Genomic DNA, 25913 nt, shown 5'->3' on the forward strand with positions numbered 1-25913 from the left:
GACTCCGTAGGTTACCAGCCGGTAAAGGCTAGACGTCCAGTACGCAATCGCCGGATGCCGCGGAAATGCACGTCTGGATACGAGTACCCGGTTCGTGCTCGACGCCGGTGCGTAAATCGCGGACATGGCCGTCGAGCAGGCCCACCACACACGACTGGCAGATGCCCATCCGGCAGCCGAACGGCATCTGCACGCCAGCCTGCTCTCCCGCGTCCATCAGCGGGGTGGCGGCGTCGACTGTGACCTTCTTGCCGGCGCGCGCGAACTCGACGGTGCCTCCCCGACCCTGCACCTGGCCCTTCGATGCGGCGAAGCGCTCCAGATGCAGGTGCTCGGCGATGCCCGCCGCCGACCACACACCCTCGGCCTGGTTGAGCATGCCCTCGGGGCCACAGGCCCAGGTCTGGCGCTCACGCCAGTCGGGCACCTCGTCGTCGAGGCGGGACAGATCCAGACGCCCTTCGATGCGCGTCGACCGCAACCGAATCCGGTAGCCGTCGTGGCTGCGCGCCAACTCGGCCAGCTCGGCGGCGAATATCACGTCGGATTCCGTTGGCGCCGAATGCAAATGGACTACGTCGGTGATCTGGTCTCGACGGGCCAGTGTGCGCAGCATCGACATCACGGGTGTGATACCGGAGCCGGCGGTGAGGAACAGCACCGAGGCGGGCGCCGGGTCGGGCATGACGAAGTTGCCCTGTGGCGCCGCCAACCGGACGACGGTGCCCGGTGCCAACCCGCCGACCAGATGCGTCGACATGAACCCCTCGGGCATGGCCTTGACCGTGATGGTGATGACGCGCGCCTGGGTCACCGGACTGGAGGTCAACGAATACGAGCGCCACCGCCAGCGCCCGTCGACCAGCACGCCGATGCCGATGTACTGGCCAGGCTGATAGTCGAACGAGAAACCCCACCCCGGCTTGATCACCAGGGTCGCGGAGTCGACGGTCTCGCGGCGGACCTCCAGCACCCGGCCGCGCAGTTCGCGCGCCGACCACAATGGGTTGGCCAGCTTCAGGTAGTCGTCGGGTAGCAGCGGGGTGGTGATCCGCTCGGCAATCGCGCGGGCGGCATCCCAGCCGCGGTGCTTACCGGCGCCCTTGATCGTGGGCCGCACGGTGTCCGCGAGAACGGCCGCGGGTCTGCTCGTGCTGTATTTCTTGCCCAAAGAAAGCTCCTGCCCCAGTTTCAGGATTGCGCTCCCGATCCGGTTAGCACCGGTCCGGGAGACAGAACCTACGGTACCGTAGGTTTTCCGCTTCAGCCAAGGGCGCACCATCAGAGCAGCTCGAGCAGGAAGGGCAGCTCTTGCGGGGCGTACCAGGCGAGATCGTGATCCTGGGCATCGCCGACGGTGAATTCGGCGTCCTCGTCGCCGAGGTCGGCGGCGTCGACGGCCTCGATGGCGGGCACCACGGCGGCTTCGGCGTCGGCGTTGTCGACGTACGCGGCGATCACGTCGTCGTAGGCCAGCGGCCCCGCCAGCCGCACCACTGCGTCGTCGAGATCCGGGCGCGGCGTCGCTCCGTCGACGTCGGCGACCACCACCGCCCGGCGCGGCGGCAGGTTCGACGTGCCCTCGCCGGACAACAGCCGCAGCGACGCCAGCGCGGCTTCGCGCAGCGCCACGTCGGCCAGTTCGTCGTCGTCACCCTCGGCGTAGGCCTCGCGCAGCGTCGGCGTCACCGCGAACGCGGTCCCGCTGCGGACGTGCAGCACTCGATCGGCGACCAGCTGCTGCAACATGGCCAGGGTCGCGGGAACATAGACGCGCACCCAAGGAGGTTAGCCGCTATTGCGCGGCTTCCAGCAGTTCGTCCAGCGATTCCCGTAGCAGCGACGGGAACACGCCGACATCGCTCATCGCGTCGCGGTCGGCGTTGATGCCGAAGTAGAGCATGCCGTTGTAGGACGTCACCCCGATCGCCAGCACCTGGTTGTTCAACAACGGCGGCACCGCATATGTCTCCAGCAGCTTGGTACCTGCGACGAACATCTGCTTCTGCGCGCCAGGCACATTCGTGATCAGCAGGTTGAACTGGCGTGCGGAGAACGTGGTCGCTACACGAATACCCATGGCGTGCAACGTCGGTGGCGCAAATCCAGACAGGGTGACGATGGTCCTTGCGTCGACGAAGCTGGCGTGGGTCGGATGCGATTCGGTGGCGTGCGAGACCTGGGACAGCCGCACGACGGCGTTGCCCTCCCCGACGGGCAGATCGACGAGGAACGGCGTCACCTCGCTGATCGCCTGCCCGGGGGCGGTGGAATCGAGTTCCGCGTCGGGGTACACCGACATCGGTGCCATCGCGCGTACCGTCGTCGACGATGTCACCGGTTCTCCGCGCGACATCAGCCAGTTCCGTAGGGCTCCCGCCACCACAGCCAGCACGATGTCGTTGATGTCGCACTCGTAGCGCGTCCGCACCGAGCGGTAGTCGTCGAGCCGGTGGGCAGCAACAGTGAACCGTCGGTTACGCGAAACCGTGGTGTTCAAGGGACTGTTCGGCGCCGTCCCACGGGCGACGGTGCGGGCCACGTTGACGACGCGGCGGCCGACCTCGACCAGCTGACCGGCGTTGGTGGCCACCTCGGTCACCGCCGATCGGACGGCCGCCATCTGCTCGGCGGGCCGCATGATCCACTCGCCCACCGCTCCCAACACCAGCTGGCGGTCGCTCGGCTCACGCGCGGGAATCCAGATGTCCTCACCGAACTCCGGCGGCTTCTGCGTGCGATCGGCGATCACGTGCCCGATCGCCAGCGCCGTCACCCCATTCACCAGCGCCTGATGCGATTTGGTGTAGATCGCGATGCGATTGCGGGCCAGCCCCTCGATCAGGTACATCTCCCACAGCGGCCGCGACTTGTCCAGCGGCCGCGAGCCGAGCCGCGCGATCAGCTCGTGTAGCTGCGCGTCGCTGCCCGGCGACGGCAACGCCGACCGCCGGATGTGGTAGGTGATGTCGAAGTCCCTGTCGTCGATCCACACCGGCCTGGCCAGGCCGAGCGCGACCTCGCGCACCTTCTGCCGATAGCGCGGGATCTGGGGCAGCCGCTGCTCGACGGTGGCCAACAGGGTCTCGTAGCTCAGCCCGTTGCGCGGTTTGCGCAGGATCGACAGCGTGCCCACATACATCGGGGTAGAGGTGTCTTCCAGGTGATAGAACGACGCGTCCGACGTCGACAACCTGGTCACCATCCGATGCGCCCCCCTCTAGACGTTCATCCCTGTCACTTGGCCCCCGTGCAGGTTATCGGCCGGATGTGAGTGCCTGCATCACGGGTGCATTCGGTGAGTCCGGACGTCGGGAAGCCGTGCGATCATGACTATGTCTGCGACTCTCCAGCAGATGCCGTCCTCGTCGTACGACCGCTGGAGAGCATCCATGACCGCATCCCGAGTTCCGTCCGAACGGGTGTCGCTCACGACGCCGATCATCGACTGCGAGCCACCGCCGGTCGGCCTCGCCGCGTGCCCCCCGCCGTCGTCGGCCGCGCTGCACCGCCGCACCGCGCGCACCCTTCGACCGGTCCGTCCGCTGCCACGCAGTCCCTTGCCGCCGCCGACGGTGGTGGCGTTCGCCGATGCGGCGCTGCGCCGCATCCTGGAGGTGATCGACCGGCGCCGACCCATCCCGCAACTGCGCCGGGTGGTGGCGCCCGCCTTGATCGACACCCTCACCACGTTGACGCGCGTGCCGCAGAACGCGGCCGCTTCGCTCGGCCGGGTCCGGGTACGGATGGTCGACGATCGAACCGGTGAGCTCTTCGCGACCTACACCCGCGGACGCCGGGTGCGGGCCATCGCGGGACGCATCGAGTGCCGGGACGACCGCTGGCGGGTGGTCGCCCTGCAGATCGGTTAGCGCCTACGCATTCCCTTGGCGGCCTTGGCCTGCTGGCGGGCGGCCTCGCGCCGCTCACGCCTGCTGGTGCCCCTCGGGGCGGCGTGCTTGGGTCCGCCGCCGCCGTCGCGCTTCACCTGCGTCGACCCGTCCTCGGACGGGCCGCTGTAGGTCAGCGGCGGCGCGGAGTCCTCAATTCCCTTGGCGCGCAACGCCGGAGCCGGTTCCGCACGCTCCTTGGTGGCCAGCCCACCCTGGGGGCTGTCCTGCGCCTTGGCCGCGGCCTCGGCGGCGAACTGCGCGAGCCCGGACGGCGCGGCGACCGGCGCGACACTGGGCGCGGGCGCGGCCTCGACGGTGACGTTGAACAAGAAGCCGACCGACTCTTCCTTGAGCCCCTCGAGCATGCCGACGAACATGTCGTAGCCCTCGCGCTGGTACTCGACCAGCGGATCGCGCTGCGCCATCGCGCGCAGGCCGATGCCCTCCTTGAGGTAGTCCATCTCGTAGAGATGCTCGCGCCATTTGCGGTCGAGAACGTTGAGCAGCACGTTGCGCTCCAACTGCCGCATCGCCCCCTCACCGGCGATCTCCTCGAGTTGCTTCTCCCGCTCGGCGTACGCGCGCTCGGCGTCGGTGATCAACGCGTCGAGCAGTTCGTCGCGGGTCAGTTCGCCGGGCTCGCCGACCGCGTCGGAATCCAGCAGGTCGTGATGGTCGATGCCGACCGGGTACAGCGTCTTGAGCGCGTCCCACAGCTTTTCCAGATCCCAGTCCTCGGCGTAGCCCTCGGCGGTGGCGCCGTCGACGTAGGCGGTGACCACGTCGACGAGCATCCGGTGCGCCTGCTCGGCGAGGTTCTCGCCCTCCAGGATCAGCCGGCGCTCTTCGTAGATGACCTTGCGCTGCTGGTTCATCACCTCGTCGTACTTGAGGACGTTCTTGCGGACCTCGAAGTTCTGCTGCTCCACCTGGGTCTGCGCGCTCTTGATCGCGCGGGTGACCATCTTGGCTTCGATCGGCACGTCGTCGGGCAGCTGCAGCCGGTTGAGCAACGCCTCCAACGTCTCGCCGTTGAACCGCCGCATGAGTTCGTCGCCCAGCGACAGGTAGAACCGCGACTCGCCCGGATCGCCCTGTCGACCGGAACGGCCACGCAACTGGTTGTCGATGCGGCGCGACTCGTGGCGCTCGGTGCCGAGCACATACAGGCCGCCGACGGCGCGGACGTCCTCGGCTTCCTCGGCCGCCTCGGCCTTGACCTTCGGCAGCACCTCGTGCCACGCGGCCTCGTACTCGTCAGGCGTCTCGACCGGGTCGAGGCCCCGCTCGCGCAGCGCCTTGTCGGCGAGGAAGTCGACGTTGCCGCCGAGCACGATGTCGGTACCGCGGCCGGCCATGTTGGTGGCGACGGTGATGGCGCCCAACCGGCCCGCCTCGGCGACGATGTTGGCTTCCTGTTCGTGGTACTTGGCGTTGAGCACGTTGTGCGGGATGCGCCGCTTCTGGAACTGGCGCGACAGGTACTCCGAGCGTTCGACGCTGGTGGTGCCGATCAGCACCGGCTGACCCTGCTCGTACCGCTCGGCGACGTCGTCGACGACTGCGATGTACTTCGCCTCTTCGGTCTTGTAGATCAAATCGGACTGATCGGCGCGGACCATCGGCTTGTTGGTCGGGATCGTCACGACACCGAGCTTGTAGATCTCGTGCAGCTCGGCCGCCTCGGTCTGAGCGGTGCCCGTCATACCGGACAGCTTCTTGTAGAGCCGGAAGTAGTTCTGCAGTGTGATGGTGGCCAGCGTCTGATTCTCGGCCTTGATCTCGACGTGCTCCTTGGCCTCGATGGCCTGGTGCATGCCCTCGTTGTAGCGGCGGCCGATCAGCACGCGACCGGTGAACTCGTCGACGATCAGCACCTCGCCGTCGCGGACGATGTAGTCCTTGTCGCGCTGGAACAGCTCCTTGGCCTTGATCGCGTTGTTGAGGTAGCTGACCAGCGGCGAGTTGGCCGCCTCGTAGAGGTTCTCGATGCCGAGCTGGTCCTCGACGAACTCGACGCCGAGTTCGTGCACGCCGATGGTGCGCTTGCGCAGATCCACTTCGTAGTGGACGTCCTTCTCCATCAGCGGGGCCAGCCGGGCGAACTCGGTGTACCAGTGCGACGAGCCGTCGGCTGGCCCGGAGATGATCAGCGGCGTGCGGGCCTCGTCGATCAGGATGGAGTCGACCTCGTCGACGATCGCGAAGTTGTGCCCGCGCTGCACCAGGTCGGCCAGCGAATGCGCCATGTTGTCGCGCAGGTAGTCGAAGCCGAATTCGTTGTTGGTGCCGTAGGTTATGTCGGCGTGGTAAGCCGTCCTGCGTTCTTCAGGGGTGAGCCCGGAAAGGATCACGCCGACGTTGAGCCCCAGGAACCGGTGCACGCGGCCCATCCACTCGGCGTCGCGTTTGGCCAGGTAGTCGTTGACGGTGACGACGTGCACACCCTCACCCGAGAGCGCATTGAGGTACGACGGCAGCACCGCGGTCAGGGTCTTGCCCTCACCGGTCTTCATCTCCGCGACGTTGCCGAAGTGCAGCGCCGCACCGCCCATCACCTGGACGTCGAAGTGCCGCTGCGAAAGCACCCGCCAGGCGGCTTCGCGGGCCACCGCGAACGCCTCCGGGAGAAGGTCATCGAGATCGGTACCGTCGGCTACCCGCTTCTTGAATTCGTCGGTCTTGGCGCGCAACTCAGCGTCGGTGAGCTTCTCAACGTCGTCAGACAGGGTGTTGACGTAGTCAGCCACACCCTTGAGGCGCTTGACCATGCGGCCTTCGCCGAGACGGAGCAACTTGTCCAGCACGCGATTTCCTCAGCTTTTCTCAATGGGTTCGATGGACCTCAGGCTTTATCAGACGAGGTCCATCGTAGGTGACCCGTCGAAATTGCTGGTCGAAGCCGCTGGAAAGCGTCTAGGCGAGCCTGATCAATCCGTAGTCGTACGCGTGCCTGCGGTAGACCACACAGGGCCTGTCGCTCTCCTTGTCGTGGAAGAGGAAGAAGTCGTGGCCGACGAGTTCCATCTCGTAGAGCGCGTCGTCGACGGTCATCGGGGTCGCCGGATGTTCCTTGACGCGCACGATGCGCCCAGGCTCGTGATCCTCGATGGCTGCTCCGTCGGTCTGCGGGGTGTCGTCGGTCGACGGTGTCGGCGGCAGCGGGTCGACGGCCGTGGCCTGCGCCAGCGATACCGGGGTCTTGTCCCCGTAGTGCACCTTGCGGCGGTCCTTGCTGCGGCGAAGCCGGCTTTCGAGTTTGCAGACCGCCGACTCGAGGGCGGCGTAGAAGCTGTCGGCGCATGCCTCGCCGCGGACGACCGGGCCGCGTCCGCGTGCGGTGATCTCGACGTGCTGGCAGTTCTTCCGCTGGCGCCGGTTGGGCTCGTGGTCCAGCTCGACGTCGAACAGGTAGATGGTGCGGTCGAATCGTTCGAGTCGGGACAGTTTCTCGGAAACGTAGATGCGGAAGTGGTCGGGGACCTCGACGTTGCGACCCTTGACGACCACCTCTGCGTTCGGGGTCGGTTCTGGCCGCTCGTCCTCGATCACCATTGTTGTGCGGTCGGAGTCCACGGAATGACTTGACATGCTTTACAACTCGCTCTCTACGGAGTCGCACGCTGAGCGTGCCCGGCTTGTGTTCTACAAACGCGCCAGCGGGGTTTGCATGTCCGCGCCACCCGCCGGTGCAAGGTGTCGACTACTCACCTCCTACCGCTGATGGCGATACAAGCGCTGCGTTCAAAAGCGCCGCCGTGAGGCATTCACGGGTGGTTGTTGCCGACGGTAATCGTGTTCACCCGGGAGTGCCAGTAAATTCGCGCACCCGTTTTCAGTTCTTCACATGGTGCTGATTCGGGCGGTGTCGCGGCAGCCGAATCGTCGCTGACGTCAAGCGTTCGCGATCGCCAGCACTCCGACGACGTGGGCCCCTGCGGCGTGCAGGACGCGCACCGACTCGCCTGCCGTCGCGCCCGTGGTGACGATGTCGTCGACCACCAGCACCGCGCCCGTGACCGCCTCGACGAGCTTCACCCGTCCCGCGACATTGCGTTGCCGGTCGGCGCCGGACAGTCCGACGGAGTCACGGACCAGCCCCCGCATCCTCAGCGCCGCGACGACGCGCAGCCCCGCGTGCCCCGCGATCGCCGCTCGCGCGATCCGCGTGACCGGGTCGCCGCCTCTGCGGCGGGCGGCGGACCGCCGGGTCGGCGCGGGCACGACGGTGAGCGGCGTGCCGATCAAACCCCAGCCGACGAGGTTGCCGATCGCGGCTGAAACGGCAACGGCGAGCGGGCGAACCAGGTCGGCGCGACCGTGTTCCTTGACGGCGACGATCGCGGCCCGGCGCGGCCCGGCGTAGCGGCCGAGGGAGAACACGGGCACGCCCGGATCGACGCGCGGCGTGATCAGGTGCGGGTGGTCGGCGCTGACCGCGAATTGGCGCGCGCAGGCGGGACACCAACGCGTCGCGGGCGCCGCGCAGCCGCCGCACTCGAGCGGCAGGACGAGATCGAGCATGTCCGCAGTGTCGCGGCCAGCTGTGACATCAGGCGGACTCGGCGACTCCCAGCGGCGCGGGGACAGCCGGGATCAGTCCTTCGGGGTCGCACATTTCGAGCACCCGCGACACCGCCGCACCGGCCACGACGGTCCACGGCGTCGACGTACGCGACAGGTGTGCGTTGATGGCGTGCAGCGCGGCGATTGAATCGATCGCCATGAAGTCCAGCCCTCGCAGATCGAGGGTCAGGTGGCCGGCCGTGGTGGCGGCATCGCAGACCGCGGCCGCGAACTGCTTGCCGTTGTAGCTGTCCACTTCGCCGCGCACCGACGCGATGACGTCGGACCCGGCGCTCCGGCTGGTGACGGTCAATCGACGCGACCGCGTCGCGTGCGGTGTGGCGTCGCGCACCCGGCCGCGGATGGGGGTGACGGTCATGCGCGCTCGCTTTCGGAGATGCTGGTGTGACTCGCCCAGCGAAGCGCCTGTTCCCCTATGCCGAACTGGTTAAACCCCGGATCACGCCGACGCGGCGAACGTCTCCCCCTCGACCGGCCGCACGCCGCCGAATCGCAGCACGACGACGGTGCCAGTGGGGGTCCGGTCGATCTGCGCTTCATCGGTTAGGGCCTTCATGAGCGGTATGCCGCGGCCTCGCGTGTTGTCAGGCACCGTGTGCACCGTCTCGCGCCAGGTCCCGAAGTCCCGGATGGTGACGTCGAGCCGGTTGGAGGTGTTGTCGTGGCGGGCCTCGATCGAGAGGGCGCCCGGCGCGGGCCTGCCGACGTACGCGAACTCGGCGGCGTTGGCCAGCGCCTCGTACACCGCCAGGATCGCGTCGCTGAGCTTGATCTCGTCGAGGGCGAATCGTTGCCCGAGCCAGTCGGCGAAGTCCCGCCGCAACTGCGACACAGTTGCGACGTCTGCGGTGCCGCTGCCGACGAACACGTGTCCGTCGGGGCGCGGGTTGTTACTTGATTCGCTCACAGTGTTCGGTCACATACCCGAATCCGGCCGATTACATTCGGAAAAACTGTTGAGAGCTACGTCTCGTGTGCTGAACACGTCGATGACGTCGGTGACCCCGGTGATCTTCATCGGCCTGCTGGTGGCGGGACCGTCCGCAACCACGGCGAACCGGGTGCCCGGGGTGATCTGGTCGCAAATCTCGATGAGCAGCTGCATCCCCGCCGAGGCGAGGAAGGTCAGGCCGAGGAGGTCGACGATCAGACCTGTGGGTTTCTTCGCGAGGGCGGCCTGCACCGCCTCGTCGAGCTGCGGCGCGGTCGCCATGTCCAGCTCACCCGACATGGCGACGACCGCCACCCGGCCGAGCCACTCTTCGTGGATCTGCTCTTTGCCCATACCTCACCCAGCGTCGAAGCGCCCGTCGGTCGACGGGTCGTGCGTTTACACAGGCTGCAGTCTGAACCGGGGAACAGATTAGTTGACATCGCATGGGCCGGCCCACCCACGTCGCCGGCAGCGAATTCACAGCTGCGGTTCAGGGCCTGCAGGTGGCAGGGGCGGTGATGCTGGAGGCATGGCAGAAGTTCACGTCAACGGCCGCACCCAACACGTCGATGCGGACGACGACACCGCCCTGCTGTACGTGTTGCGCAACCACCTCGGTTTGAAGGGCACCCGGTTCGGCTGCGGGCTCGGCGTCTGCGGTGCCTGCATGGTGCTGGTCGACGGGCACCGGGCGTACTCGTGCGACACCCCGCTGTGGGCGGTGACGGAGAAGGCGGTCACCACCGTCGAGGGGTTGGGCGACGACGGCTCGCCGCATCCGGTGGCCCGCGCCATCGTCGAGCATCAGGCCGCACAGTGCGGCTACTGCATGTCCGGCATCGTGGTCAGCGCCGCGGCCCTGCTCGCGGCCAATCCCGATCCCGCCGAAGACGAGGTGCGCGCCGCGCTGGACGACAACCTGTGCCGCTGCGGCGCGCACAACCGGGTGGTGCGCGCGGTGCTCGCCGCCGCCGCCGAGATGCGGGCCTCGTGACCGCGCTACCTGTCACGCTGGCCGCCAACCCGCGGCTCGGTGACTGGCTGCGGATCGGGTCCGAGGGTGAGATCGAAATCCGTTCCGGCAAGGTCGAATTGGGCCAGGGCGTGTTGACGGCGCTGTCCCAGGTGGCCGCCGAGGAACTCGACGTCGACGTCGCCCGCATCGCGATGACGCCTGCGAGTACCGACGCCAGCCCCGACGAGGGGTTGACCGCGGGCAGCCTGTCCATCCAGCAGTCGGGGGCCGCCCTGCGGCAGGTGTGCGCGGAGGTACGTGACATCTACCTCGGCGTCGCCGCCGACAAGCTCGCGGTGCCCAAGGAGGACCTCACGATCGACGATGGGCAGATCTGCGCCGCGGACGGCGCGGCGACCAGCTACTGGGAACTGGCCGACGACACCCTGCTGGATCGGGTCGCCACCGGTGCGGCCGCCCCGAAACCCGCATCGGCGTACCGGGTCGTCGGCACCAGCGTGGGTCGGGTCGATCTGCCCGGCAAACTGGCGGGCGCACCGAGTTACATACACGATCTGACGCTCGATTCGATGGTGTACGGCAGGGTGGTCAGGCCCCCGTCACGCGGGGCGACGCTGCGCGAGATTGACTGCACCCCAACCCAAGCCATGTCCGGAGTGCTCGCTGTGGTCCGCGACGGCAACTTCCTGGGCGTCGTCGCCGAACGCGAGGAAACCGCGCTTCGGGCCGCGGATCTGCTGCGCAGGGATGCGGCATGGGATCAGCCGCCGACTCTGCCCGACGAAGACGACCTGCCCGCGTTCTTGACCTCCGCGCCCGCGGAGACCACCGTCATCGCCGACGCCGGGCACTGCCCGACGACAGGCGTGGTCCGCTCGGTCACCGCGGAATACCACCGGCCGTATCTGGCGCACGGTTCGATCGGACCCTCCTGCGCCGTCGCGCTCGCCGAGGACGACCGGCTGCACATCTGGACCCACAGCCAGGGCATCCACGTGTTGCGTCGGGAAATCGCGCGCGCACTTGATATTTCACCGGACCTGCTGAGTGTTCGGCACGTCGACGGCGCGGGCTGCTACGGCCACAACGGCGCCGACGACGTGGCGATGGACGCCGCTCTGCTCGCGCTGGCCGTCCCCCGCCGGCCGGTGCAGGTGGTGTGGTCACGGCCCGATGAGCTGGGTTGGTCGCCGTTGGGTCCCGCTGGCGTGGTGCGACTTTCGGCCGACTGCGGCCCCGACGGCGCCGTGTTGTCCTGGCGGCACGAGATCTGGGGCGGCAGCTACATCAGCAGGCCGGGCATGACACCCAACCTGGCGTTCCTGGCGGCGAGCCACCGCGCGGGCGGAGAAGAGATCAAATCGGGCGGCGAGCCTGAACAGGAACGCGGCGGCGGGGCGACCCGCAACGCCGTTCCCGGCTACGCCTTTGGAGTCCACCAGGTGGTGAACCACCTGCTCACCACGATGCCTTTGCGAACGTCGGCGTTGCGGTCGCTGGGTGCGCACCTCAATGTGTTCGCCGCGGAGTCGTTCATGGACGAACTCGCCGCGGACGCCGGACGGGACCCTATCGAGTTCCGGCTGGCGCACCTGTCCGACCCGAGGGCCAGAGCGGTACTGGAACACGTTGCCCGGCAGTCGGATTGGTCGTCGTGGCGGGCCGGCGACGCGGTCGGGCACGGCATCGGATATGCCCGGTACAAGAATTCGAGCGCCTACTGCGCGGTGGTCGCCGAGGTCGAGGCCGTCACCGAGGTCCGGGTGCGCCGGCTGACCATAGCCGTCGACGCCGGACTGGTGATCAACCCGGACGGCGCGGCGAACCAGATCGAGGGCGGGGCGATTCAGGCCACCAGTTGGACGGTGAAGGAACGGGTGCGGTTCGACCGGTTCACCGTCACCAGCGACACCTGGGACAGCTACCCGATCCTGCGGTTCTCCGAGGTGCCCGCCGTCGCCGTCGACCTGTTACCCGGAGCGCACCATCCCTCGCTCGGGGTCGGGGAATGCGCGCAGGGCCCGACGGCGGCCGCGATCGCCAACGCGGTGGCCGACGCGCTCGGTGTGCGGGTGCGCTCGCTGCCGCTGACACCCGAGCAGATCGTGGCCGCGCTGCCAGAGGCCTGAGCGGCGGCATATCCGGCGGTCCCGACGGGTATCCGGAAGGATGGCCGACAGCGAGGCGCGCGAGTCCTTCATCGTCGACTGCCTCGTGCAGGCATTCGCCGACCTGATGAAGGCCGACCCCGACGCCTTCCGGACCAAGTTCCGCAAGATGGCCGCCGACCCGTTCGCGTTCTACCGCGGCAGCGCCTGCGTGTTTTACGCCGACCTGGCCGACCGCGACGACCGGTGGGCCGACGACCGGACCGCGCGGGTGTGGATACAGGGCGATCTGCACGCGGAGAACTTCGGCACCTACATGGACGGCTCCGGTGTGTTGATCTTCGACGTCAACGATTTCGACGAGGCTTTCGTCGGGCATTTCACTTGGGACTTACAACGATTCGCGGCCAGCGTCGCATTGATGTGCTGGCAGAAGGCGCTGTCGGATGAGGAAATCGCCTACCTGATCGAGACATTCGTGCGTGCATACGTCGACCAGGTGCGGTGGTTCGTCGACGTCGAGGACGACTCGTCGTTCTCGCTGAACCTGCAGACCGCCCGCGGCGCCGTGTTGGCGGCACTGCAGTCGGCGCGGTTGTCGACCCGCTCGCAGATGCTCGAGCGGATGACGCACGTCGACGAATCGGATCGGCGGTTCCGCGATCTGCCCGGCGTGCGGCACCTCGACGAGGCCGAACGCGAGAAGGTCACCGACGCGTTCGACCGCTACCTGAAGACCATCCCGGAGACCAAGCGATTCCACGGCATCGCCTACGACATCAAGGACGTGATCGGCAAGACGGGCATGGGCATCGGCAGCGCAGGCCTGCCCGCCTACACGGTGCTGATCGAAGGTTTCAACCAGGCACTGGACAACGACGTGGTGCTGTCGATGAAGCAGGGCAACGTCGCCGCACCAAGTCGGGTGGTCGACGACCCGGATGTGCACCGGTACTTCAAACACCACGGCCATCGGACCGCCGTCTCTCAGCGTGCCCTGCAGGCGCACGCCGACCCGCTACTCGGCTATACCGACATCGACGGCGTCGGCTACGTGGTCAGCGAAATATCGCCGTACGAAGCCGATTTGGACTGGAGCGAGCTCACCGAGCCCGATGAGCTCGCCGAAGTCATCGAACAACTCGGGCAGGCGGTGGCCAAGGTGCACTGCGTCAGCGATACCGACAGCGATCAAACACTGGTCGACTTTCAGACCGAAGACGCGATCGTCGACGTGATCGGCGACGACATCGACGATTTCGTCGCCGATGTCGTCACGTTCGGGATGGAGTACGCCGCGACCGTGCGCGACGATCATCGCCACTTCGTGGAAGCGTTCCGGGAGGGCCGCATTCCCGGAGTCAGTTCAACCTAGACGCTCACCCGAGGACGATCGAATCACCCTGCACCGTGACGTTCTCGGCTTGCAGCGGCTTGTCGGCCGGGCCGTGGGCCACCGTGCCGTCCAGGTTGAATTTGCTGCCGTGGCAAGGACAGTCGATGGTGCCGTCGGCCACCTTGTCCACCAGGCAGCCCTTGTGGGTGCATTTCGCGGAGAATCCCTTGAACACTCCCGCGGTGGGTTGGGTCACCACGACCTCGCCGACGATCACGCCCGAACCGACGGGCACATCGGCTGTCTTGGCAAGGGCCTTGCCCCCGGGCGCAGCGGTGCCACCGGGTGAGGTCGGCGCGGCGCTGGTGGCGCTCGATTCGCTTGCCGCGTCGTCCTTTTTGCCGTAGGTACTGCACGCGGCGACGACGGCGGTCACCAACCCCAGCCCTGCGCCGAGGAGTACCTTCTGCCGTGAGATGGGGAACTCGGAGATATTCATGGATTCCTTTCAGTTAGAACGTGATGCCGTTTGTGTCGAAGAACCAGAGCGCCGAGGTCAGCCAGACGTAGACTAAGCCGAAAAACACTAGTCCGCCCGCCACCGGAATCACCCATGCCCGAAGGCCTTTGCGGGTGAGCAGCACCATCTTCGTCACGAAAGCGCCGTAGAAGAAGCACCCGAACAGCGAATGGAACAACACCCGGTTGTCGTAGGACTCAAAGCCCAGTGCGTACAGGCAGTGCACCGCGACCGGGACGCTGACCAACACGGCCAGTCGGCCCGACCACACATGTGCGGGGCGCATCCATGCCGGCGCGTTGCCGCCCGGGATCAGTCGGTACATCGCAAACGCGGACACCAGTTGGAACAGCGCCAGCACCACGGCGATGGTCGCCAGCCATGACTTCACCGCGGTGCCGCTGGAGAATCCCGCGACGCTGATCGAAAAGAACTGCGGCTCATGCAGTTTCCCGAACACACCGAGACCGACCGCGACGAATGCGCCGAGCGCGACCGCGCCGAGCACCGCGGCGTCGCCCTTGACGGTACTGATTCGCTGGGTGGCGGCGGGGTCAGACATCGCTGTCTCCTTCGACCCGGATCGCCCTGACCTCGATGCCGTCGATATCGGCGATGCCCTCGGTAGTCAACGTCGGCGCGGGAACGGTCGAACCGTCTTCACGCCGCTGCACACCCGTCACCTTCCCGTCGCCGTCGACGATCCAGCTGTTGCGCACACCCGCGTTTTCGTAGACGTAGAGACCGGCGGGCGGTTGCCCGATAGGAGCGGTGAAGTCCCACTTCTTCGCGCCGATGGACAGCGTGCCGACGATGGCGTCGCCCTGAAGGCGACCGTCGAGCCGGCTTGTCTTGTCCTTGTTCTCAAGGCTCACCGCGCCGTTGACCGCGCTGCCCCGCAGCCACGACTCGACGGTGTTGCCGTCGCAGGCATAGGCGATGGCCTTGTCGCCATCGACGGTGACCTCGACGGTGATGGTCCCGTTGGCGGAGGCGATCTTGCCCACGTAGTCGGCCTTGGCGGGGAACGCGGGCGGTGGCGGAGTGGCCGGTGAGGGTGGTGGGGCGACCGCCGTCGCGGTGGTGGTCTGCGCGGCGGGTTGCTCCGGCGGTGGCGGCTCCTCCTTGGAGATGTTGACCAGCAAGATGGCCACCCCGAGCACCGCGACTGCGGCGAGGGTCAGTATCGGACCGCGGATCTTCATCATCCCCTCCTGGGAATCGAGCAAAACACCTCTGACGAGGTTTTGTCTGCACAACGGGCGATGCCGGGGGAAGGTTCAGCGCGAACCTCAAAGCCGGCGAATGCCGGCCCCACAGGCGGTACCGTCATTCGTTGCCAGGGACGGGAGACATCTATGAAGCGCTGCATCGCCGCAGGATCGGCGGCCGTCCTGACGGCCGCCGCGATGATCGTCTTGGCGCCGCCGGCCGCCGCCGGGTGCCTGTACGGAGGACCGTTCATCAGCAAGTGCGACGGGCCCGTGCAGCCCGACGGCACCTGGCAGCGATGCACGGCGGTGCCGCAGGTGGTTCCGCGTGGCGCCAGTTCCTATCTGGTGCCGGTCAAGCGCTGCGACATGATGGGCCCTGGCCAGCCCGCGTGGGATTTCGCGTTCGCCGACCCGCCGACGCACATCGACTAGGTACACCTAGCCGGGCAGCACGGGTAGCGCGTCGGCCACCATCAACGGCCGCACCTCGGTCCACGCCGGGTCGTTGTCGGCCGCCGAACCCGACAGTTGCAGCACCCCCCGCGCGTCGGCGACGTACACCGTGGACGGGTTTGCGGTGACGGTGGTGACCGGCATCAGCAGGTTGCGGCTGGGGCCGTCGGAGTTCACCCCGTCGAGGTTGACGTAGGACACCGGGTGCTGCGGGTCGGTGCGGCTGACGACGATGTCGTCGCCGGTGCGCCAGGACAGCGACACGGCAGTGTTGCCGAGGCCGAAGCCCAACCGCCGCGGATAGGTCAGCGCGTAACCGCCACCCGCGGTCTGCTCGACACCGGCGAGGATCACCTGGCCCTCGATGACCATCGCCGCGCGGGTGCCGTCGCGGGACAACTGGAGTTCGGTGATGGCACCCGGGTAGCGCGCCGACACGACGCCGGAGTCGACCGGGATCCGGGCCGGCTGCCCCGAGGCGTCCTGGATCGCGCGCACCACGTTGATGCCGTCGACCACCACCCAGATCGCGTCGTCGAGCGCCCAACTCGGCCGCGACAGCGTGCGCCCTTCCATCGCTTGTGTCGCATTGCCATTCAGCGGTCCAACCCACAGCGACGAGGCCATGTCGGGCGCGCCGGGCCGCAGGGTGACGATCGACGCCACCTCCTGGCCGGTGCGCGACACCGCGGCGGCGGTCTGGCCCGGCAGCTGGCCGAATTGACCTGCCACCCTGGTCGCCCGTTGACCGTCCAGCGACATCAGCGTTCCGCCCACCAGCGCGTGCAGACCGGCGGCGGCGCCGTCGGCCGCGCCGGGGTCGGTGGCCGCGACGTCGGAGGTGTTCCAGCCGTCGGCGAACCGATCGTCGAGCGCGGCGCCGTCGGCGTTGATCACGTAGGGGCCGTTGATCCCTGCCCGCGACAGCGTCCAAATGATCTGTGCGGCAAGCAGTTGCCTGCTGTGCGGGTCGGTGGTGGACAGGTTCTCCAGGTCGACGCGGGCGCCGCCGTAACCGCGGCCGACGCCGGTCTTGCCGCCGTCGGCGCGCGTCACCGGCCCGCGGAGTTTGAGTGGCGGGCCGAGCAGGTTGCGCACCGTGTTGGTCATCTCCGGTCTCGGGCCCGCGATGAGCTTGCTGACCAGTTCGGTGGCCAGTTGATCGGCGTCGGACACCGCGACATAGCGGGGGTCGGGTACGACGGTGTGCCCTGTCGGGTCGGCGAAGTACAGCGTGTTGCGTTTGTAGGTGGACTGAAACTGTTGCCAGTCGAGGAAAACACCGTTGGGCAGGCGGTCGATGCGCCACCCGCCCGGGGTCTTGATCAGTTCGATGGGGCCGGGGTCCGGCAGCGCGCCCTCCCCCGTCTCGAAGACGCCGACGTCCGACAGTGATCCGAGGATGTCGGCGCGCATGCTCACCGACACGCGTTCGGGTCCACGGGTCTCGACGAAGACCACGTTGTCGATCAGCAACGCGCTGCCTGCGTCGTCCCATGCGCGAGAAGCGGATTCGGTGAGGAACTGCCGCGCCGCCAGGTGCCGGTTCGCGGGATCGGCTGTCGCCTTGAGGAACTCACGCAGCAGGACGTCGGGATCCATGCCGGGCGTCGGTTTGGGCAGGCTTGGCGGCGCGGGCCGGTCCACGGTGCCGATGGCTTGCGGCGCAGACGAACTCGGCACGCCGGCGCAGCCCGCGAGCACGACCGCCAGCAGCCACACGACTGCCAGCAGCCGTTTCACACGTTCTCCGTCGCGGGTTCGCGATCGCGGGATCGGCGCGGGGGGCGTTCGCGCCCAATGGGTTTCATCGGCAGCGGGCTTGTGGTGACCTTGTGGCCGCGGACCAGCGGCAGGGTGAGCCGGAAGCAGGCGCCCTTGCCGGGTTCGCCCCACGCCTCCAGCCGGCCCTGGTGCAGGCGCGCGTCCTCGATGCTGATCGCCAGGCCGAGGCCGGTGCCGCCGGAGCGCCGCACCCGCGACGGGTCCGAGCGCCAGAACCGGCTGAACACCAGCTTCTCCTCACCGGGCCGCAACCCGACGCCGTAGTCGCGGACGGTCACCGCGACGGTGTCCTCGTCGGCGGCCATCCGGATCCGCACCGGTTTGTGCTCGGCGTGGTCGATGGCGTTGGCGATCAGGTTGCGCAGGATGCGTTCCACCCGGCGCGGGTCGACCTCGGCGATCACCTCTTCGGCGGGCATGTCTTCGATCAGCTCGATGTCGGCTTCCTGGGCCAGGTGGCCGACGTTGTTGAGTGCGCTCTGCACCGTCGAGCGCAGGTCCACCGACTCCACCGACAGTTCGGCGACGCCGGCGTCGTGGCGCGAGATCTCCAGCAGGTCGTTGAGCAGCGTCTCGAACCGGTCCAGCTCGCTGACCATCAGCTCGGTCGAGCGGCGCAGCGCCGGGTCCAGGTCCTCGCTGTGGTCGTAGATCAGGTCGGCGGCCATCCGCACCGTCGTCAACGGGGTGCGTAGCTCGTGGCTGACGTCGGAGGTGAACCGGCGTTGCAGGTTGCCGAACTCTTCGAGCTGGGTGATCTGCCGGTGCAGGCTCTCGGCCATGTCGTTGAACGACACCGCCAGCCGCGCCATGTCGTCTTCACCGCGCACCGGCATGCGCTCGGTGAGATGGCCTTCGGCGAAGCGTTCGGCGATGCGCGACGCCGACCGCACGGGCAGCACGATCTGGCGCGCCACCAGTAGCGCGATCGCGGCCAGCAGGCCGAGCAGCACCACGCCACCGGTCAGCATGGTGCCCCGCACCAGCGCGATGGTGGATTCCTCGCTGTTGAGCGGAAAGATCAGATACAGCTCGAGATTCGTGACGGGCGAGGACGTCGGGCTGCCGATGACCAACGCGGGGCCGGAGAAGCCGTCGGTGTGCACGGTCGCGTACTGGTAGCTGACCTGGCCGGCCTTGACGAAGTCGCGCAGCGCGTTGGGCACCTGTTGCACCGGGCCCGCCGCGGTCGCCGCGCGGGGGCCGTCGCCGGGGACGACGAGGACCGCGTCGAAGGCGCCGGCGAGTCCGGCGCCGGTGTCGGCCTTGCGGTCGATCAGGGTGTTGCGCGCCAACTGCAGGCTGCTGTCCAGCGAGCGGGTCTCCTCACCGCCGACGATGCCGCTGACGGTGTTGCGGGCCCGTTCGATCTCTTCGGTGGCCGCGCGCACCTTCACCTCGAGGATGCGGTCGGTGATCTGGCTGGTCAGCACGAAGCCGAGCACCAGGATGACGGCGAGCGACAGCCCCAACGTCAACACCACCACCCGCAACTGCAGGGAGCGTTTCCACGCCAGACCCATCGCTCGACTCAGCGCAGCGAATCCGCGTAGAAGTGGTGCCGAACGCCGATGGATGCGCCGCCGCGAGCTGAAGATCACCGCGACCGCCGAGCGGTCAAACTCACGGCGGTCCGGCCTTGTATCCCACTCCCCGAACGGTCAGGACCACCTGCGGGTTCTCCGGGTCTTTCTCAACCTTGGCCCGCAAACGTTGGACATGTACGTTCACCAAACGGGTGTCGGCGGGGTGCCGGTATCCCCACACCTGTTCGAGCAGCACATCACGAGTAAACACCTGCCGTGGTTTGCGCGCCAACGCCACCAACAGGTCGAACTCCAGCGGCGTCAGGGAAATCTGCTCACCCTGGCGAGTCACCTTGTGTGCGGGCACGTCGATGTCGACGTCGCCGATCGACAGCATCTCGGCGGGCTCGTCCTCGTTGCGGCGCAACCGGGCGCGCACCCGGGCGACCAGCTCTTTGGGCTTGAACGGCTTCATCACGTAGTCGTCGGCGCCCGACTCGAGGCCGAGCACCACGTCGACGGTGTCGGTCTTGGCCGTCAGCATGACGATCGGCACACCGGAGTCGGCGCGCAGAACGCGGCACACGTCGATGCCGTTCATGCCTGGCAGCATCAGGTCAAGCAACACCAAATCGGGCCGCAGCTCGCGGACCGCCGTGAGTGCCTGCGTGCCATCGCCGATGACCGCGGTGTCGAAACCTTCCCCGCGCAGGACGATGGTGAGCATCTCGGCCAGCGACGGGTCGTCATCGACAACCAGAATCCTTTGCCTCATGGTGTCCATGGTGGCACCAGATTGCAATAAAACGCCGGTAGCGCACCCGCGAGTCGGCTATTGACCCAGCTCTGCGGCCAGCGCGGCGGCGTTCACGTCGGATCCGGCTGTGATCCAGCGCCCGCACCAGTGCGCCGCGGCCAGCGCGGAGTACACCTCGCCAGTGCGGCGCTGCAGCCCGTCGTCGCGTTCGTAGGCGTCCTTGGCCCGGTCGGATTCGGTGTTGGCGCGGTGCTCGGCGCGTTCGGCGGCGAGTTCGGCGGGCACATCGAGCAGCACCTGGACGTCGGGCTTCGGCAGGTGCAGACGCTCGTATTCGAGGGTGCGGACCCATTCGACGACGTCGCCGTCGGCGCCCTGATGCAGGCGCGCGGCGCTGTAGGCGGCGTTGGATGCGACATAACGGTCGAGGAGCACGACGTCGTAGGCGGCGGTAAGGTGGCCGATCTCGTCTTTGGCGCCCGCGCGGTCGAGGGCGAACAGGACGGCCATCGCGGATACCGACTCGGCGAGGTCGCCGTGTTGTCCGCGCAGCGCCTCTGCGGCGAGGTCGGCTTCGATCGAGCGCCCGTAGCGCGGGAAGGCCAGGCTCGCGACGGACTTGTGGGCGGCTTCGAACGCCGAGCGCAGTCCGTGGGTCAGCGTGCGCTTGCCCGCGCCGTCGACACCCTCGATCACGATGAGCACGTCGGGAGCCTAACCGGCGACCTGGCTGGCGCGCCCTGGCTGGCGGGAACGACTTGGGTGTCGGAAGGGACGCCGCGGCGAAACCATCGCGTTGATGGTCGCCCCTGGCCGTCAGCAACGGACCGACGGATTACGAAGAGTACTACCGATTGAACCCGGAACAATACGAACGGTTCCCCGCAGAGAAGAGTGCAGCGGTTGAATTCGCCGAATCCTGACTGGTCCTTTTGACTTAACCCTGTATGCCGCGGAAGAAGTTTCGCGAATCATGGAAGTAATGTCCAGCGACCGAGAATTGCAGAGCCGACGCGAGCGCTACTTCGTAGTCGCGGAGTGCGAAGCGAAGATGGGCCGTCGACTCCAACGCCCGCCGCCTGTGGACCCGAACCGAATGTCCTGTGAAACTGCTTGCGACTAGGGCGCATTAGCGCCAGTTGTGCGCAAACTGTGAGCCATGATTCTCACTCGCCTCGTCACCACCGTGTGCGCCGGCGCCGGGATCGGCGCGGCGCTGTTCATCGCCAGCCCGCTCGCCCACGCCAACCAGGATCCCGCCGCCGATCCCCCGAACTGCACCGCCGCCGACCTCGAAGGCGTACGCGCGGGAGTCGACGCCTCCACGTCGGCCTACTTGTTCACCCACCCCGACCTCAACAACTTCATGTCCAGCCTCAAGGCCTTGCCGCGCGAGCAGGTCGCGGCAAAAGTCAAGGGCTACATGGCTTCTCACCCAGACGAGCAGACCGACATGAAGAACATCCGCCAGCCGCTCCTCGACATCAAGAACCGCTGCGGCGCACCATCGAGCGCCTAGGCCGCATACCCGCGCGCTGTCGCGAAGTCCATCAGCAGCGCCCGCAGATTGGCTCGGCCACGGTGTAGCCGCGACATCACCGTGCCGAGCGGCACATCCAGGATCTCGGCAATCTCCTTGTACCGGAAGCCTTCTACGTCGGCGTAGTAGATCATCAACCGCTGAGCCTCGGGCAGCGTCTGCAGAGCGTCGCGCACCTCGTCGTCCCCCATCTCCTCGAGCACGGCCAGCTCAGCCGACGGGTTCCTCACCGGCGTCGGCCAGACCTCGGCCACGTCGGCGGACAGCACCTCCTCCACGCGACGTTGCGCGCTGCGATACGAGCTGATCCAAATGTTGGTCATGATGCGGAAAAGCCATGCGCGAACATTTGATCCGTCGCGGTAGCCATGAAAACCCGTGTACGCCTTGACCATCGTCTCCTGCACCAGGTCCTCAGCGTCCGCGGGACGCCGCGTGTACCGCAGCGCCGCGCTGAGCAGCGTGGCACCTCAACCGTAGTTGAGGTCAAGGCATATTTCGCTCGGGCCCCAAACGCGAGACTGAGGAAGGATCAGTAGCGGTAGTGCTCCGGCTTGTACGGGCCCTCGACGTCGACGTTGATGTACTCCGCCTGCTCCTTGGTGAGCTTGGTCAGCTTGCCGCCGAGCGCCTGAACGTGGATACGCGCCACCTTCTCGTCGAGATGCTTGGCCAACCGGTACACCGCGTTGTCGTACTCGTCGTTCTTGGTCCACAACTCGATCTGCGCGATCACCTGGTTGGAGAAGCTGTTGCTCATCACGAACGACGGGTGGCCCGTCGCATTGCCCAGGTTCAGCAGTCGCCCCTCGGAAAGCACGACGATCGACTTGCCGTCGTCGAAGATCCACTGGTCGACCTGCGGCTTGATGTTGAGCTTCTTGGCGCCCGACCGCTCGAGTGCGGCCATGTCGATCTCGTTGTCGAAGTGGCCGATGTTGCCCAGGATCGCCTGGTCCTTCATCGCCTTCATGTGGTCGAGGGTGATGATGTCCTTGTTGCCCGTGGCGGTGATGACGATGTCGGCCTGGCCGATGCCGTCCTCGACGGTCACCACGTCGAAGCCGTCCATCAGCGCCTGCAGCGCGTTGATCGGGTCGATCTCGGTGACCGACACCCGTGCGCCCTGGCCGGCCAGCGACTCAGCACACCCTTTGCCGACGTCGCCGTAGCCGCAGATCAGCACCTTCTTGCCGCCGATCAGCACGTCGGTGCCACGGTTGATGCCGTCGATCAGCGAGTGCCGGGTGCCGTACTTGTTGTCGAACTTGGACTTGGTCACCGAGTCGTTGACGTTGATCGCCGGGAACGGCAGCTCACCGGACGCCTCGAACTGGTACAGGCGCAGCACGCCGGTGGTGGTCTCTTCGGTGACACCCTTGACCGACTCGGCGATCTTCGTCCACTTGTTCTTGTCGGTCTCGAAACGCTCGCGCAGCACGCCGAGGAAGACCTTCCACTCGGCCGGATCGTCGTCCTCGGCAGGCGGTACCACACCGGCCTTCTCGTACTGCGCGCCGCGCAGCACCATCATGGTGGCGTCACCGCCGTCGTCGAGGATCATGTTGGCAGGCTCGCCCTCCCAGGTGAGCATCTGCTCCGCGGCCCACCAGTACTCCTCGAGCGTCTCGCCCTTCCACGCGAACACCGGAGTGCCCTTCGGCTCCTCCGGGGTGCCGTGCGGGCCGACGACGACGGCCGCGGCCGCGTGGTCCTGAGTCGAGAAGATGTTGCACGACGCCCAGCGAACCTCAGCGCCCAGCGCGACGAGGGTCTCGATCAGCACCGCGGTCTGCACCGTCATGTGCAGCGAGCCCGAGATCCGCGCACCCTTCAGCGGCAGCACATCTGCGTACTCGCGCCGCAGCGCCATCAGCCCCGGCATCTCGTGCTCGGCGAGCCGGATCTCCTTACGGCCGAAGTCGGCCAGGGAAAGATCGGCGACCTTGAAGTCGATGCCGTTGCGAACATCGGCGGTCAGCCGCTGCTCAGTCGTGGTCATAAAGGTTCCTTCTCGTGGCTCGTGGGCGCGTCGCACTTACTTAGCTTTGTTACATATTAGGCCGCGATCGGGCGCGGCGCCGTCGCGCTAGCTCTGCTCGATCACACCGTAGCGTTCGGCAAACGGCGTCATGAGTCTAGCGAGGTCCCGCGCGACATCGTGGTCGGCCTCCGGCGGCATGGAGACGTAGCTCATCGCGAGCCTGACGATGGCCCGGGCCAGCACGCCGGCATCCTCCTCGCTGGTGCGCACCCAGCTATCCATGAACGACTCGGTCAACCGCGCCGAGCAGCGCGTGATGATCGGCGCCGAGTCGGTGGTGATCAGCTGCAGCAGATCCGGTTTGGTGGTGCCGGTGAGAAGCGAGATCACCAGGGGGTCGGCGGCGGACTCGGCGAAGAAATCGCGGAACCCCTGCAGGAACGCGGCGTAGATGTCGCCGACGTTGCCGCCGATGGCTTCCTCGATTTGGTCCACCAGCCGGTCGGCGAGCCGCAGCGCGTAGCCCTGCGCAAGACCCTGCCGCGACCCGAACTCGTTGTAGATCGTCTGTCTGCTGATGCCGGCCGCCTTCGCGACGTCCGACAGCGTGATCGAGGACCAGTCACGGCTGAGCAGCAACTCCCGCATGCCATCCAAAATCGAATCGCGCAGCAGCACTCTCGACGCCTCGGCGTACGGAATGCGCTGCGCGCTTCGACTTTCGTTCACAGCCGCAACCGTAGCGGTCACGGGCGGACAACCTCCACCATCTCGAAATCGGATTTCGCCGCGCCACAGTCCGGGCAGCTCCAGTCGTCGGGGATGTCGTCCCACCGAGTGCCGGGGGCGATGCCGTCCTCCGGCCAGCCCTTCGCCTCGTCGTATTCGAATCCGCACTGCACGCAGACGAACAGCTTGTAGTCGGTCATTGGTTCACTCCAATCATTTCGAAGTCGACTTTCTCGCGTACTGCACAGTCGGGGCAGCACCAGTCGTCGGGAATATCACTGAAGGGCGTACCTGCCGGAAACCCTTCCCGCGGAGCGCCTTTCGCTTCGTCGTAGACGTAGTCGCAGCCGGGGCAGCGGTAGGCGGTCATGCCTGCGCTCCATACTTCGCCAGCACCTTGTCGCGGACCCGCGGGTGCACGTTGACCCGGGTGATGTCGCCGTCGTAGTGCGCGAGCACCCGATGGTCCATCACCCGGCGCCACAGCGGCGGGAAGTACGTCAGCGCGATCATCGACGCATAACCGCTCGGCAGGTTCGGTGCGCCCTCCATGCTGCGCAGCGTCTGGTAGCGCCGCGTCGGGTTGGCGTGGTGATCGCTGTGCCGCTGCAGGTGATACAGGAACAGGTTGGTCACGATGTGATCGGAGTTCCAACTGTGCACCGGCGCGCACCGCTCGTAGCGGCCGCTTCGGGTCTTCTGCCGCAGCAGTCCGTAGTGCTCGAGGTAGTTCACCGTCTCCAACAACGAGAACCCGAACACCGCCGAGATGACGATGTAGGGCATCAGCGCCCAGCCGAAGACCGCGATCAGCGCGCCGTAGAACACCACCGACATCGCCCACGCGTTGAGCACGTCGTTGGACCAGTGCCACGGACTCTTGCCGGCCCGGCGCAGCCGCTGCGCCTCCAACTGCCACGACGAGAGAAGGCTGCCGAACACGCTGCGCGGCAAGAATTCCCAGAATGTCTCGCCGAAGCGGGCCGACGCGGGGTCCTCGGGCGTCGCGACGCGGACGTGGTGGCCGCGGTTGTGCTCGATGTAGAAGTGGCCGTAGCACGTCTGCGCCAGCGTGATCTTGCTCAACCAGCGTTCCAGCGAGTCCTTCTTGTGGCCCATCTCGTGCGCGGTGTTGATTCCGACGCCGCCGAGCACACCCACGGACAGCGCCAGGCCGATCTTGGCGGGCCAGCCAAGACCGCCGTCGAAACCGAGCCAGCTCAGATCCGATGAGGTGAACAGGTACGCGCCCAAAATCACGCTCGCGTACTGGAACGGGATGTAGATGTAGGTGCAGTAGCGGTAGTACTTGTCGTTCTCAAGCCGCTCCATCACCTCGTCGGGCGGATTCTGCCCGTCCGGGCCGAAGCGCAGATCAAGTGCAGGCAGCAGCACATAGAGCAGGATCGGCCCGATCCAGAACGGCACCTGCGCCGCGACAAGCCAGCCCCACTGGTTGAAGGCCCATACCAACGGCAGCATCACGAACAAGGCCGTCGGGGCGATCAGCCCCATCAGCCACAGATAGCGCTTCCTGTCCCGCCACTGGGCGATGTCGATATCGGACATTT

Annotated in this window: 27 protein-coding genes and 1 pseudogene; 6 read left to right on the forward strand and 22 right to left on the reverse strand. The window is 67.0% G+C overall.

The window, feature by feature from the left end; all coding sequences use genetic code 11:
• Positions 1-28: 28 nt before the first annotated feature.
• From A5724_RS21385 to A5724_RS21395, 3 genes are read right to left on the reverse strand one after another with little or no spacing between them, the layout of a single operon-like run.
• On the reverse strand, positions 29-1282 hold the full coding sequence (locus A5724_RS21385) for a ferredoxin reductase (protein WP_082965183.1): 1254 nt from the start codon (positions 1280-1282) through the stop codon (positions 29-31).
• Positions 1282-1749, reverse strand: coding sequence for a hypothetical protein (locus tag A5724_RS21390; RefSeq protein ID WP_197518749.1), 468 nt, complete (start codon positions 1747-1749; stop codon positions 1282-1284). The genes A5724_RS21385 and A5724_RS21390 overlap by 1 nt, the downstream gene beginning before the upstream one ends.
• A gap of 46 nt (positions 1750-1795) precedes the next feature.
• Complete coding sequence (locus A5724_RS21395) at positions 1796-3205, reverse strand: wax ester/triacylglycerol synthase family O-acyltransferase (RefSeq protein ID WP_067806783.1); 1410 nt, start codon at positions 3203-3205, stop codon at positions 1796-1798.
• A gap of 187 nt (positions 3206-3392) precedes the next feature.
• On the opposite strand from A5724_RS21395, the gene A5724_RS21400 reads away from it, so the two are divergent.
• Positions 3393-3872 carry an Rv3235 family protein gene (locus A5724_RS21400; RefSeq protein WP_067806786.1) on the forward strand — a complete coding sequence of 160 codons (480 nt, stop codon included), beginning with the start codon at positions 3393-3395 and terminating at the stop codon, positions 3870-3872.
• Here the strand turns inward: A5724_RS21400 and secA are convergent.
• The 6 genes from secA to A5724_RS21430 all read right to left on the reverse strand — a co-directional run bounded on the left by secA (position 3869) and on the right by A5724_RS21430 (position 9765).
• Positions 3869-6700 carry a preprotein translocase subunit SecA gene (secA, locus tag A5724_RS21405; protein ID WP_067806789.1) on the reverse strand — a complete coding sequence of 944 codons (2832 nt, stop codon included), beginning with the start codon at positions 6698-6700 and terminating at the stop codon, positions 3869-3871. The genes A5724_RS21400 and secA overlap by 4 nt on opposite strands.
• A gap of 109 nt (positions 6701-6809) precedes the next feature.
• The gene (hpf, locus tag A5724_RS21410) at positions 6810-7448 is read right to left on the reverse strand and encodes a ribosome hibernation-promoting factor, HPF/YfiA family (protein WP_197518750.1); all 639 of its coding nucleotides are present in this window, start codon (positions 7446-7448) and stop codon (positions 6810-6812) included.
• Positions 7449-7787: 339 nt separating this feature from the next.
• A complete protein-coding gene (locus tag A5724_RS21415; RefSeq protein WP_067806794.1) occupies positions 7788-8417 on the reverse strand; it encodes a ComF family protein in 630 nt (209 codons plus the stop codon).
• A 28-nt stretch (positions 8418-8445) separates the two neighbouring features.
• Positions 8446-8838: an STAS domain-containing protein gene (locus tag A5724_RS21420; RefSeq protein WP_067806797.1), complete on the reverse strand. Its 393-nt coding sequence runs from the start codon at positions 8836-8838 to the stop codon at positions 8446-8448.
• Positions 8839-8919: 81 nt separating this feature from the next.
• Positions 8920-9387 carry an ATP-binding protein gene (locus A5724_RS21425; RefSeq protein WP_067806800.1) on the reverse strand — a complete coding sequence of 156 codons (468 nt, stop codon included), beginning with the start codon at positions 9385-9387 and terminating at the stop codon, positions 8920-8922.
• A gap of 9 nt (positions 9388-9396) precedes the next feature.
• A complete protein-coding gene (locus A5724_RS21430; protein WP_067806802.1) occupies positions 9397-9765 on the reverse strand; it encodes an STAS domain-containing protein in 369 nt (122 codons plus the stop codon).
• Between the two features lie 178 nt (positions 9766-9943).
• Between A5724_RS21430 and A5724_RS21435 the strand changes: the two genes are divergently transcribed.
• From A5724_RS21435 to A5724_RS21445, 3 genes are read left to right on the forward strand one after another with little or no spacing between them, the layout of a single operon-like run.
• Positions 9944-10408 (forward strand): (2Fe-2S)-binding protein, encoded by a 465-nt coding sequence (locus A5724_RS21435; RefSeq protein ID WP_067806805.1) that lies wholly within the window; start codon positions 9944-9946, stop codon positions 10406-10408.
• The gene (locus A5724_RS21440; RefSeq protein WP_067806808.1) at positions 10405-12519 is read left to right on the forward strand and encodes a molybdopterin cofactor-binding domain-containing protein; all 2115 of its coding nucleotides are present in this window, start codon (positions 10405-10407) and stop codon (positions 12517-12519) included. Before A5724_RS21435 ends, A5724_RS21440 begins: the two co-directional genes overlap by 4 nt.
• Before the next feature lie 40 nt (positions 12520-12559).
• A complete protein-coding gene (locus A5724_RS21445) occupies positions 12560-13873 on the forward strand; it encodes a DUF2252 domain-containing protein (protein WP_067806811.1) in 1314 nt (437 codons plus the stop codon).
• Positions 13874-13877: 4 nt separating this feature from the next.
• On the opposite strand, the gene A5724_RS21450 is transcribed toward A5724_RS21445, so the two are convergent.
• The 3 genes from A5724_RS21450 to A5724_RS21460 are packed head-to-tail and all read right to left on the reverse strand — an operon-like array spanning position 13878 to position 15559.
• Positions 13878-14333, reverse strand: a complete 456-nt coding sequence (locus A5724_RS21450; protein WP_067806814.1) for a ubiquinol-cytochrome c reductase iron-sulfur subunit — start codon at positions 14331-14333, stop codon at positions 13878-13880.
• A gap of 13 nt (positions 14334-14346) precedes the next feature.
• Entirely contained in the window at positions 14347-14916 is a 570-nt protein-coding gene (locus A5724_RS21455; RefSeq protein ID WP_067806817.1) for a DUF6529 family protein, read from the reverse strand.
• Entirely contained in the window at positions 14909-15559 is a 651-nt protein-coding gene (locus A5724_RS21460) for a hypothetical protein (RefSeq protein ID WP_067807240.1), read from the reverse strand. Before A5724_RS21460 ends, A5724_RS21455 begins: the two co-directional genes overlap by 8 nt.
• Positions 15560-15712: 153 nt before the next feature.
• On the opposite strand from A5724_RS21460, the gene A5724_RS21465 reads away from it, so the two are divergent.
• Positions 15713-16000, forward strand: a complete 288-nt coding sequence (locus A5724_RS21465; protein ID WP_067806819.1) for a hypothetical protein — start codon at positions 15713-15715, stop codon at positions 15998-16000.
• 6 nt (positions 16001-16006) lie between these two features.
• Here A5724_RS21465 and lpqB read toward each other — a convergent pair whose 3' ends face one another.
• The 4 genes from lpqB to A5724_RS21485 are packed head-to-tail and all read right to left on the reverse strand — an operon-like array spanning position 16007 to position 20794.
• The gene (gene lpqB, locus A5724_RS21470) at positions 16007-17755 is read right to left on the reverse strand and encodes an MtrAB system accessory lipoprotein LpqB (protein ID WP_232004936.1); all 1749 of its coding nucleotides are present in this window, start codon (positions 17753-17755) and stop codon (positions 16007-16009) included.
• 5 nt (positions 17756-17760) lie between these two features.
• Entirely contained in the window at positions 17761-19407 is a 1647-nt protein-coding gene (gene mtrB / locus A5724_RS21475; protein WP_067806824.1) for an MtrAB system histidine kinase MtrB, read from the reverse strand.
• Between the two features lie 22 nt (positions 19408-19429).
• Positions 19430-20116, reverse strand: a complete 687-nt coding sequence (gene mtrA / locus A5724_RS21480) for a two-component system response regulator MtrA (RefSeq protein WP_014814652.1) — start codon at positions 20114-20116, stop codon at positions 19430-19432.
• 48 nt (positions 20117-20164) lie between these two features.
• Positions 20165-20794: a dTMP kinase gene (locus A5724_RS21485; RefSeq protein ID WP_067806827.1), complete on the reverse strand. Its 630-nt coding sequence runs from the start codon at positions 20792-20794 to the stop codon at positions 20165-20167.
• A 454-nt stretch (positions 20795-21248) separates the two neighbouring features.
• Between A5724_RS21485 and A5724_RS21490 the strand changes: the two genes are divergently transcribed.
• Complete coding sequence (locus A5724_RS21490; RefSeq protein ID WP_067806830.1) at positions 21249-21608, forward strand: heme-binding protein; 360 nt, start codon at positions 21249-21251, stop codon at positions 21606-21608.
• Here the strand turns inward: A5724_RS21490 and A5724_RS21495 are convergent.
• The 6 genes and pseudogenes from A5724_RS21495 to A5724_RS21515 all read right to left on the reverse strand — a co-directional run.
• Positions 21605-22090: pseudogene (locus A5724_RS21495) on the reverse strand (sigma-70 family RNA polymerase sigma factor); the annotation flags it as partial. The gene A5724_RS21490 and the pseudogene A5724_RS21495 overlap by 4 nt on opposite strands.
• A 71-nt stretch (positions 22091-22161) precedes the next feature.
• Entirely contained in the window at positions 22162-23631 is a 1470-nt protein-coding gene (ahcY, locus tag A5724_RS21500; RefSeq protein ID WP_067806836.1) for an adenosylhomocysteinase, read from the reverse strand.
• A gap of 87 nt (positions 23632-23718) precedes the next feature.
• Complete coding sequence (locus A5724_RS21505) at positions 23719-24363, reverse strand: TetR family transcriptional regulator (RefSeq protein ID WP_067806839.1); 645 nt, start codon at positions 24361-24363, stop codon at positions 23719-23721.
• Positions 24360-24542: a rubredoxin gene (locus tag A5724_RS21510; protein WP_067806841.1), complete on the reverse strand. Its 183-nt coding sequence runs from the start codon at positions 24540-24542 to the stop codon at positions 24360-24362. Before A5724_RS21510 ends, A5724_RS21505 begins: the two co-directional genes overlap by 4 nt.
• Positions 24539-24712 carry a rubredoxin gene (locus A5724_RS33255; RefSeq protein WP_082965185.1) on the reverse strand — a complete coding sequence of 58 codons (174 nt, stop codon included), beginning with the start codon at positions 24710-24712 and terminating at the stop codon, positions 24539-24541. Before A5724_RS33255 ends, A5724_RS21510 begins: the two co-directional genes overlap by 4 nt.
• Complete coding sequence (locus A5724_RS21515) at positions 24709-25911, reverse strand: alkane 1-monooxygenase (protein WP_067806844.1); 1203 nt, start codon at positions 25909-25911, stop codon at positions 24709-24711. Before A5724_RS21515 ends, A5724_RS33255 begins: the two co-directional genes overlap by 4 nt.
• Positions 25912-25913: the final 2 nt, after the last annotated feature.

The organism is Mycobacterium sp. ACS1612, from assembly GCF_001667505.1.
In the GTDB taxonomy this organism is placed as follows: Bacteria; Actinomycetota; Actinomycetes; order Mycobacteriales; family Mycobacteriaceae; genus Mycobacterium.

Bases quoted from the DNA above. Each gene is read 5' to 3' on its own strand.
- A5724_RS21385 (WP_082965183.1), bottom strand. From the start codon at position 1,282: ATGGTGCGCCCTTGGCTGAAGCGGAAAACCTACGGTACCGTAGGTTCT.
- A5724_RS21390 (WP_197518749.1), bottom strand. From the start codon at position 1,749: ATGTTGCAGCAGCTGGTCGCCGATCGAGTGCTGCACGTCCGCAGCGGG.
- A5724_RS21395 (WP_067806783.1), bottom strand. From the start codon at position 3,205: ATGGTGACCAGGTTGTCGACGTCGGACGCGTCGTTCTATCACCTGGAA.
- A5724_RS21400 (WP_067806786.1), top strand. From the start codon at position 3,393: ATGACCGCATCCCGAGTTCCGTCCGAACGGGTGTCGCTCACGACGCCG.
- hpf (WP_197518750.1), bottom strand. From the start codon at position 7,448: ATGGTGATCGAGGACGAGCGGCCAGAACCGACCCCGAACGCAGAGGTG.
- A5724_RS21415 (WP_067806794.1), bottom strand. From the start codon at position 8,417: ATGCTCGATCTCGTCCTGCCGCTCGAGTGCGGCGGCTGCGCGGCGCCC.
- A5724_RS21420 (WP_067806797.1), bottom strand. From the start codon at position 8,838: ATGACCGTCACCCCCATCCGCGGCCGGGTGCGCGACGCCACACCGCAC.
- A5724_RS21430 (WP_067806802.1), bottom strand. From the start codon at position 9,765: ATGGGCAAAGAGCAGATCCACGAAGAGTGGCTCGGCCGGGTGGCGGTC.
- A5724_RS21435 (WP_067806805.1), top strand. From the start codon at position 9,944: ATGGCAGAAGTTCACGTCAACGGCCGCACCCAACACGTCGATGCGGAC.
- A5724_RS21445 (WP_067806811.1), top strand. From the start codon at position 12,560: ATGGCCGACAGCGAGGCGCGCGAGTCCTTCATCGTCGACTGCCTCGTG.
- A5724_RS21450 (WP_067806814.1), bottom strand. From the start codon at position 14,333: ATGAATATCTCCGAGTTCCCCATCTCACGGCAGAAGGTACTCCTCGGC.
- A5724_RS21455 (WP_067806817.1), bottom strand. From the start codon at position 14,916: ATGTCTGACCCCGCCGCCACCCAGCGAATCAGTACCGTCAAGGGCGAC.
- A5724_RS21460 (WP_067807240.1), bottom strand. From the start codon at position 15,559: ATGAAGATCCGCGGTCCGATACTGACCCTCGCCGCAGTCGCGGTGCTC.
- A5724_RS21465 (WP_067806819.1), top strand. From the start codon at position 15,713: ATGAAGCGCTGCATCGCCGCAGGATCGGCGGCCGTCCTGACGGCCGCC.
- mtrA (WP_014814652.1), bottom strand. From the start codon at position 20,116: ATGGACACCATGAGGCAAAGGATTCTGGTTGTCGATGACGACCCGTCG.
- A5724_RS21490 (WP_067806830.1), top strand. From the start codon at position 21,249: ATGATTCTCACTCGCCTCGTCACCACCGTGTGCGCCGGCGCCGGGATC.
- ahcY (WP_067806836.1), bottom strand. From the start codon at position 23,631: ATGACCACGACTGAGCAGCGGCTGACCGCCGATGTTCGCAACGGCATC.
- A5724_RS21510 (WP_067806841.1), bottom strand. From the start codon at position 24,542: ATGACCGACTACAAGCTGTTCGTCTGCGTGCAGTGCGGATTCGAATAC.
- A5724_RS33255 (WP_082965185.1), bottom strand. From the start codon at position 24,712: ATGACCGCCTACCGCTGCCCCGGCTGCGACTACGTCTACGACGAAGCG.
- A5724_RS21515 (WP_067806844.1), bottom strand. From the start codon at position 25,911: ATGTCCGATATCGACATCGCCCAGTGGCGGGACAGGAAGCGCTATCTG.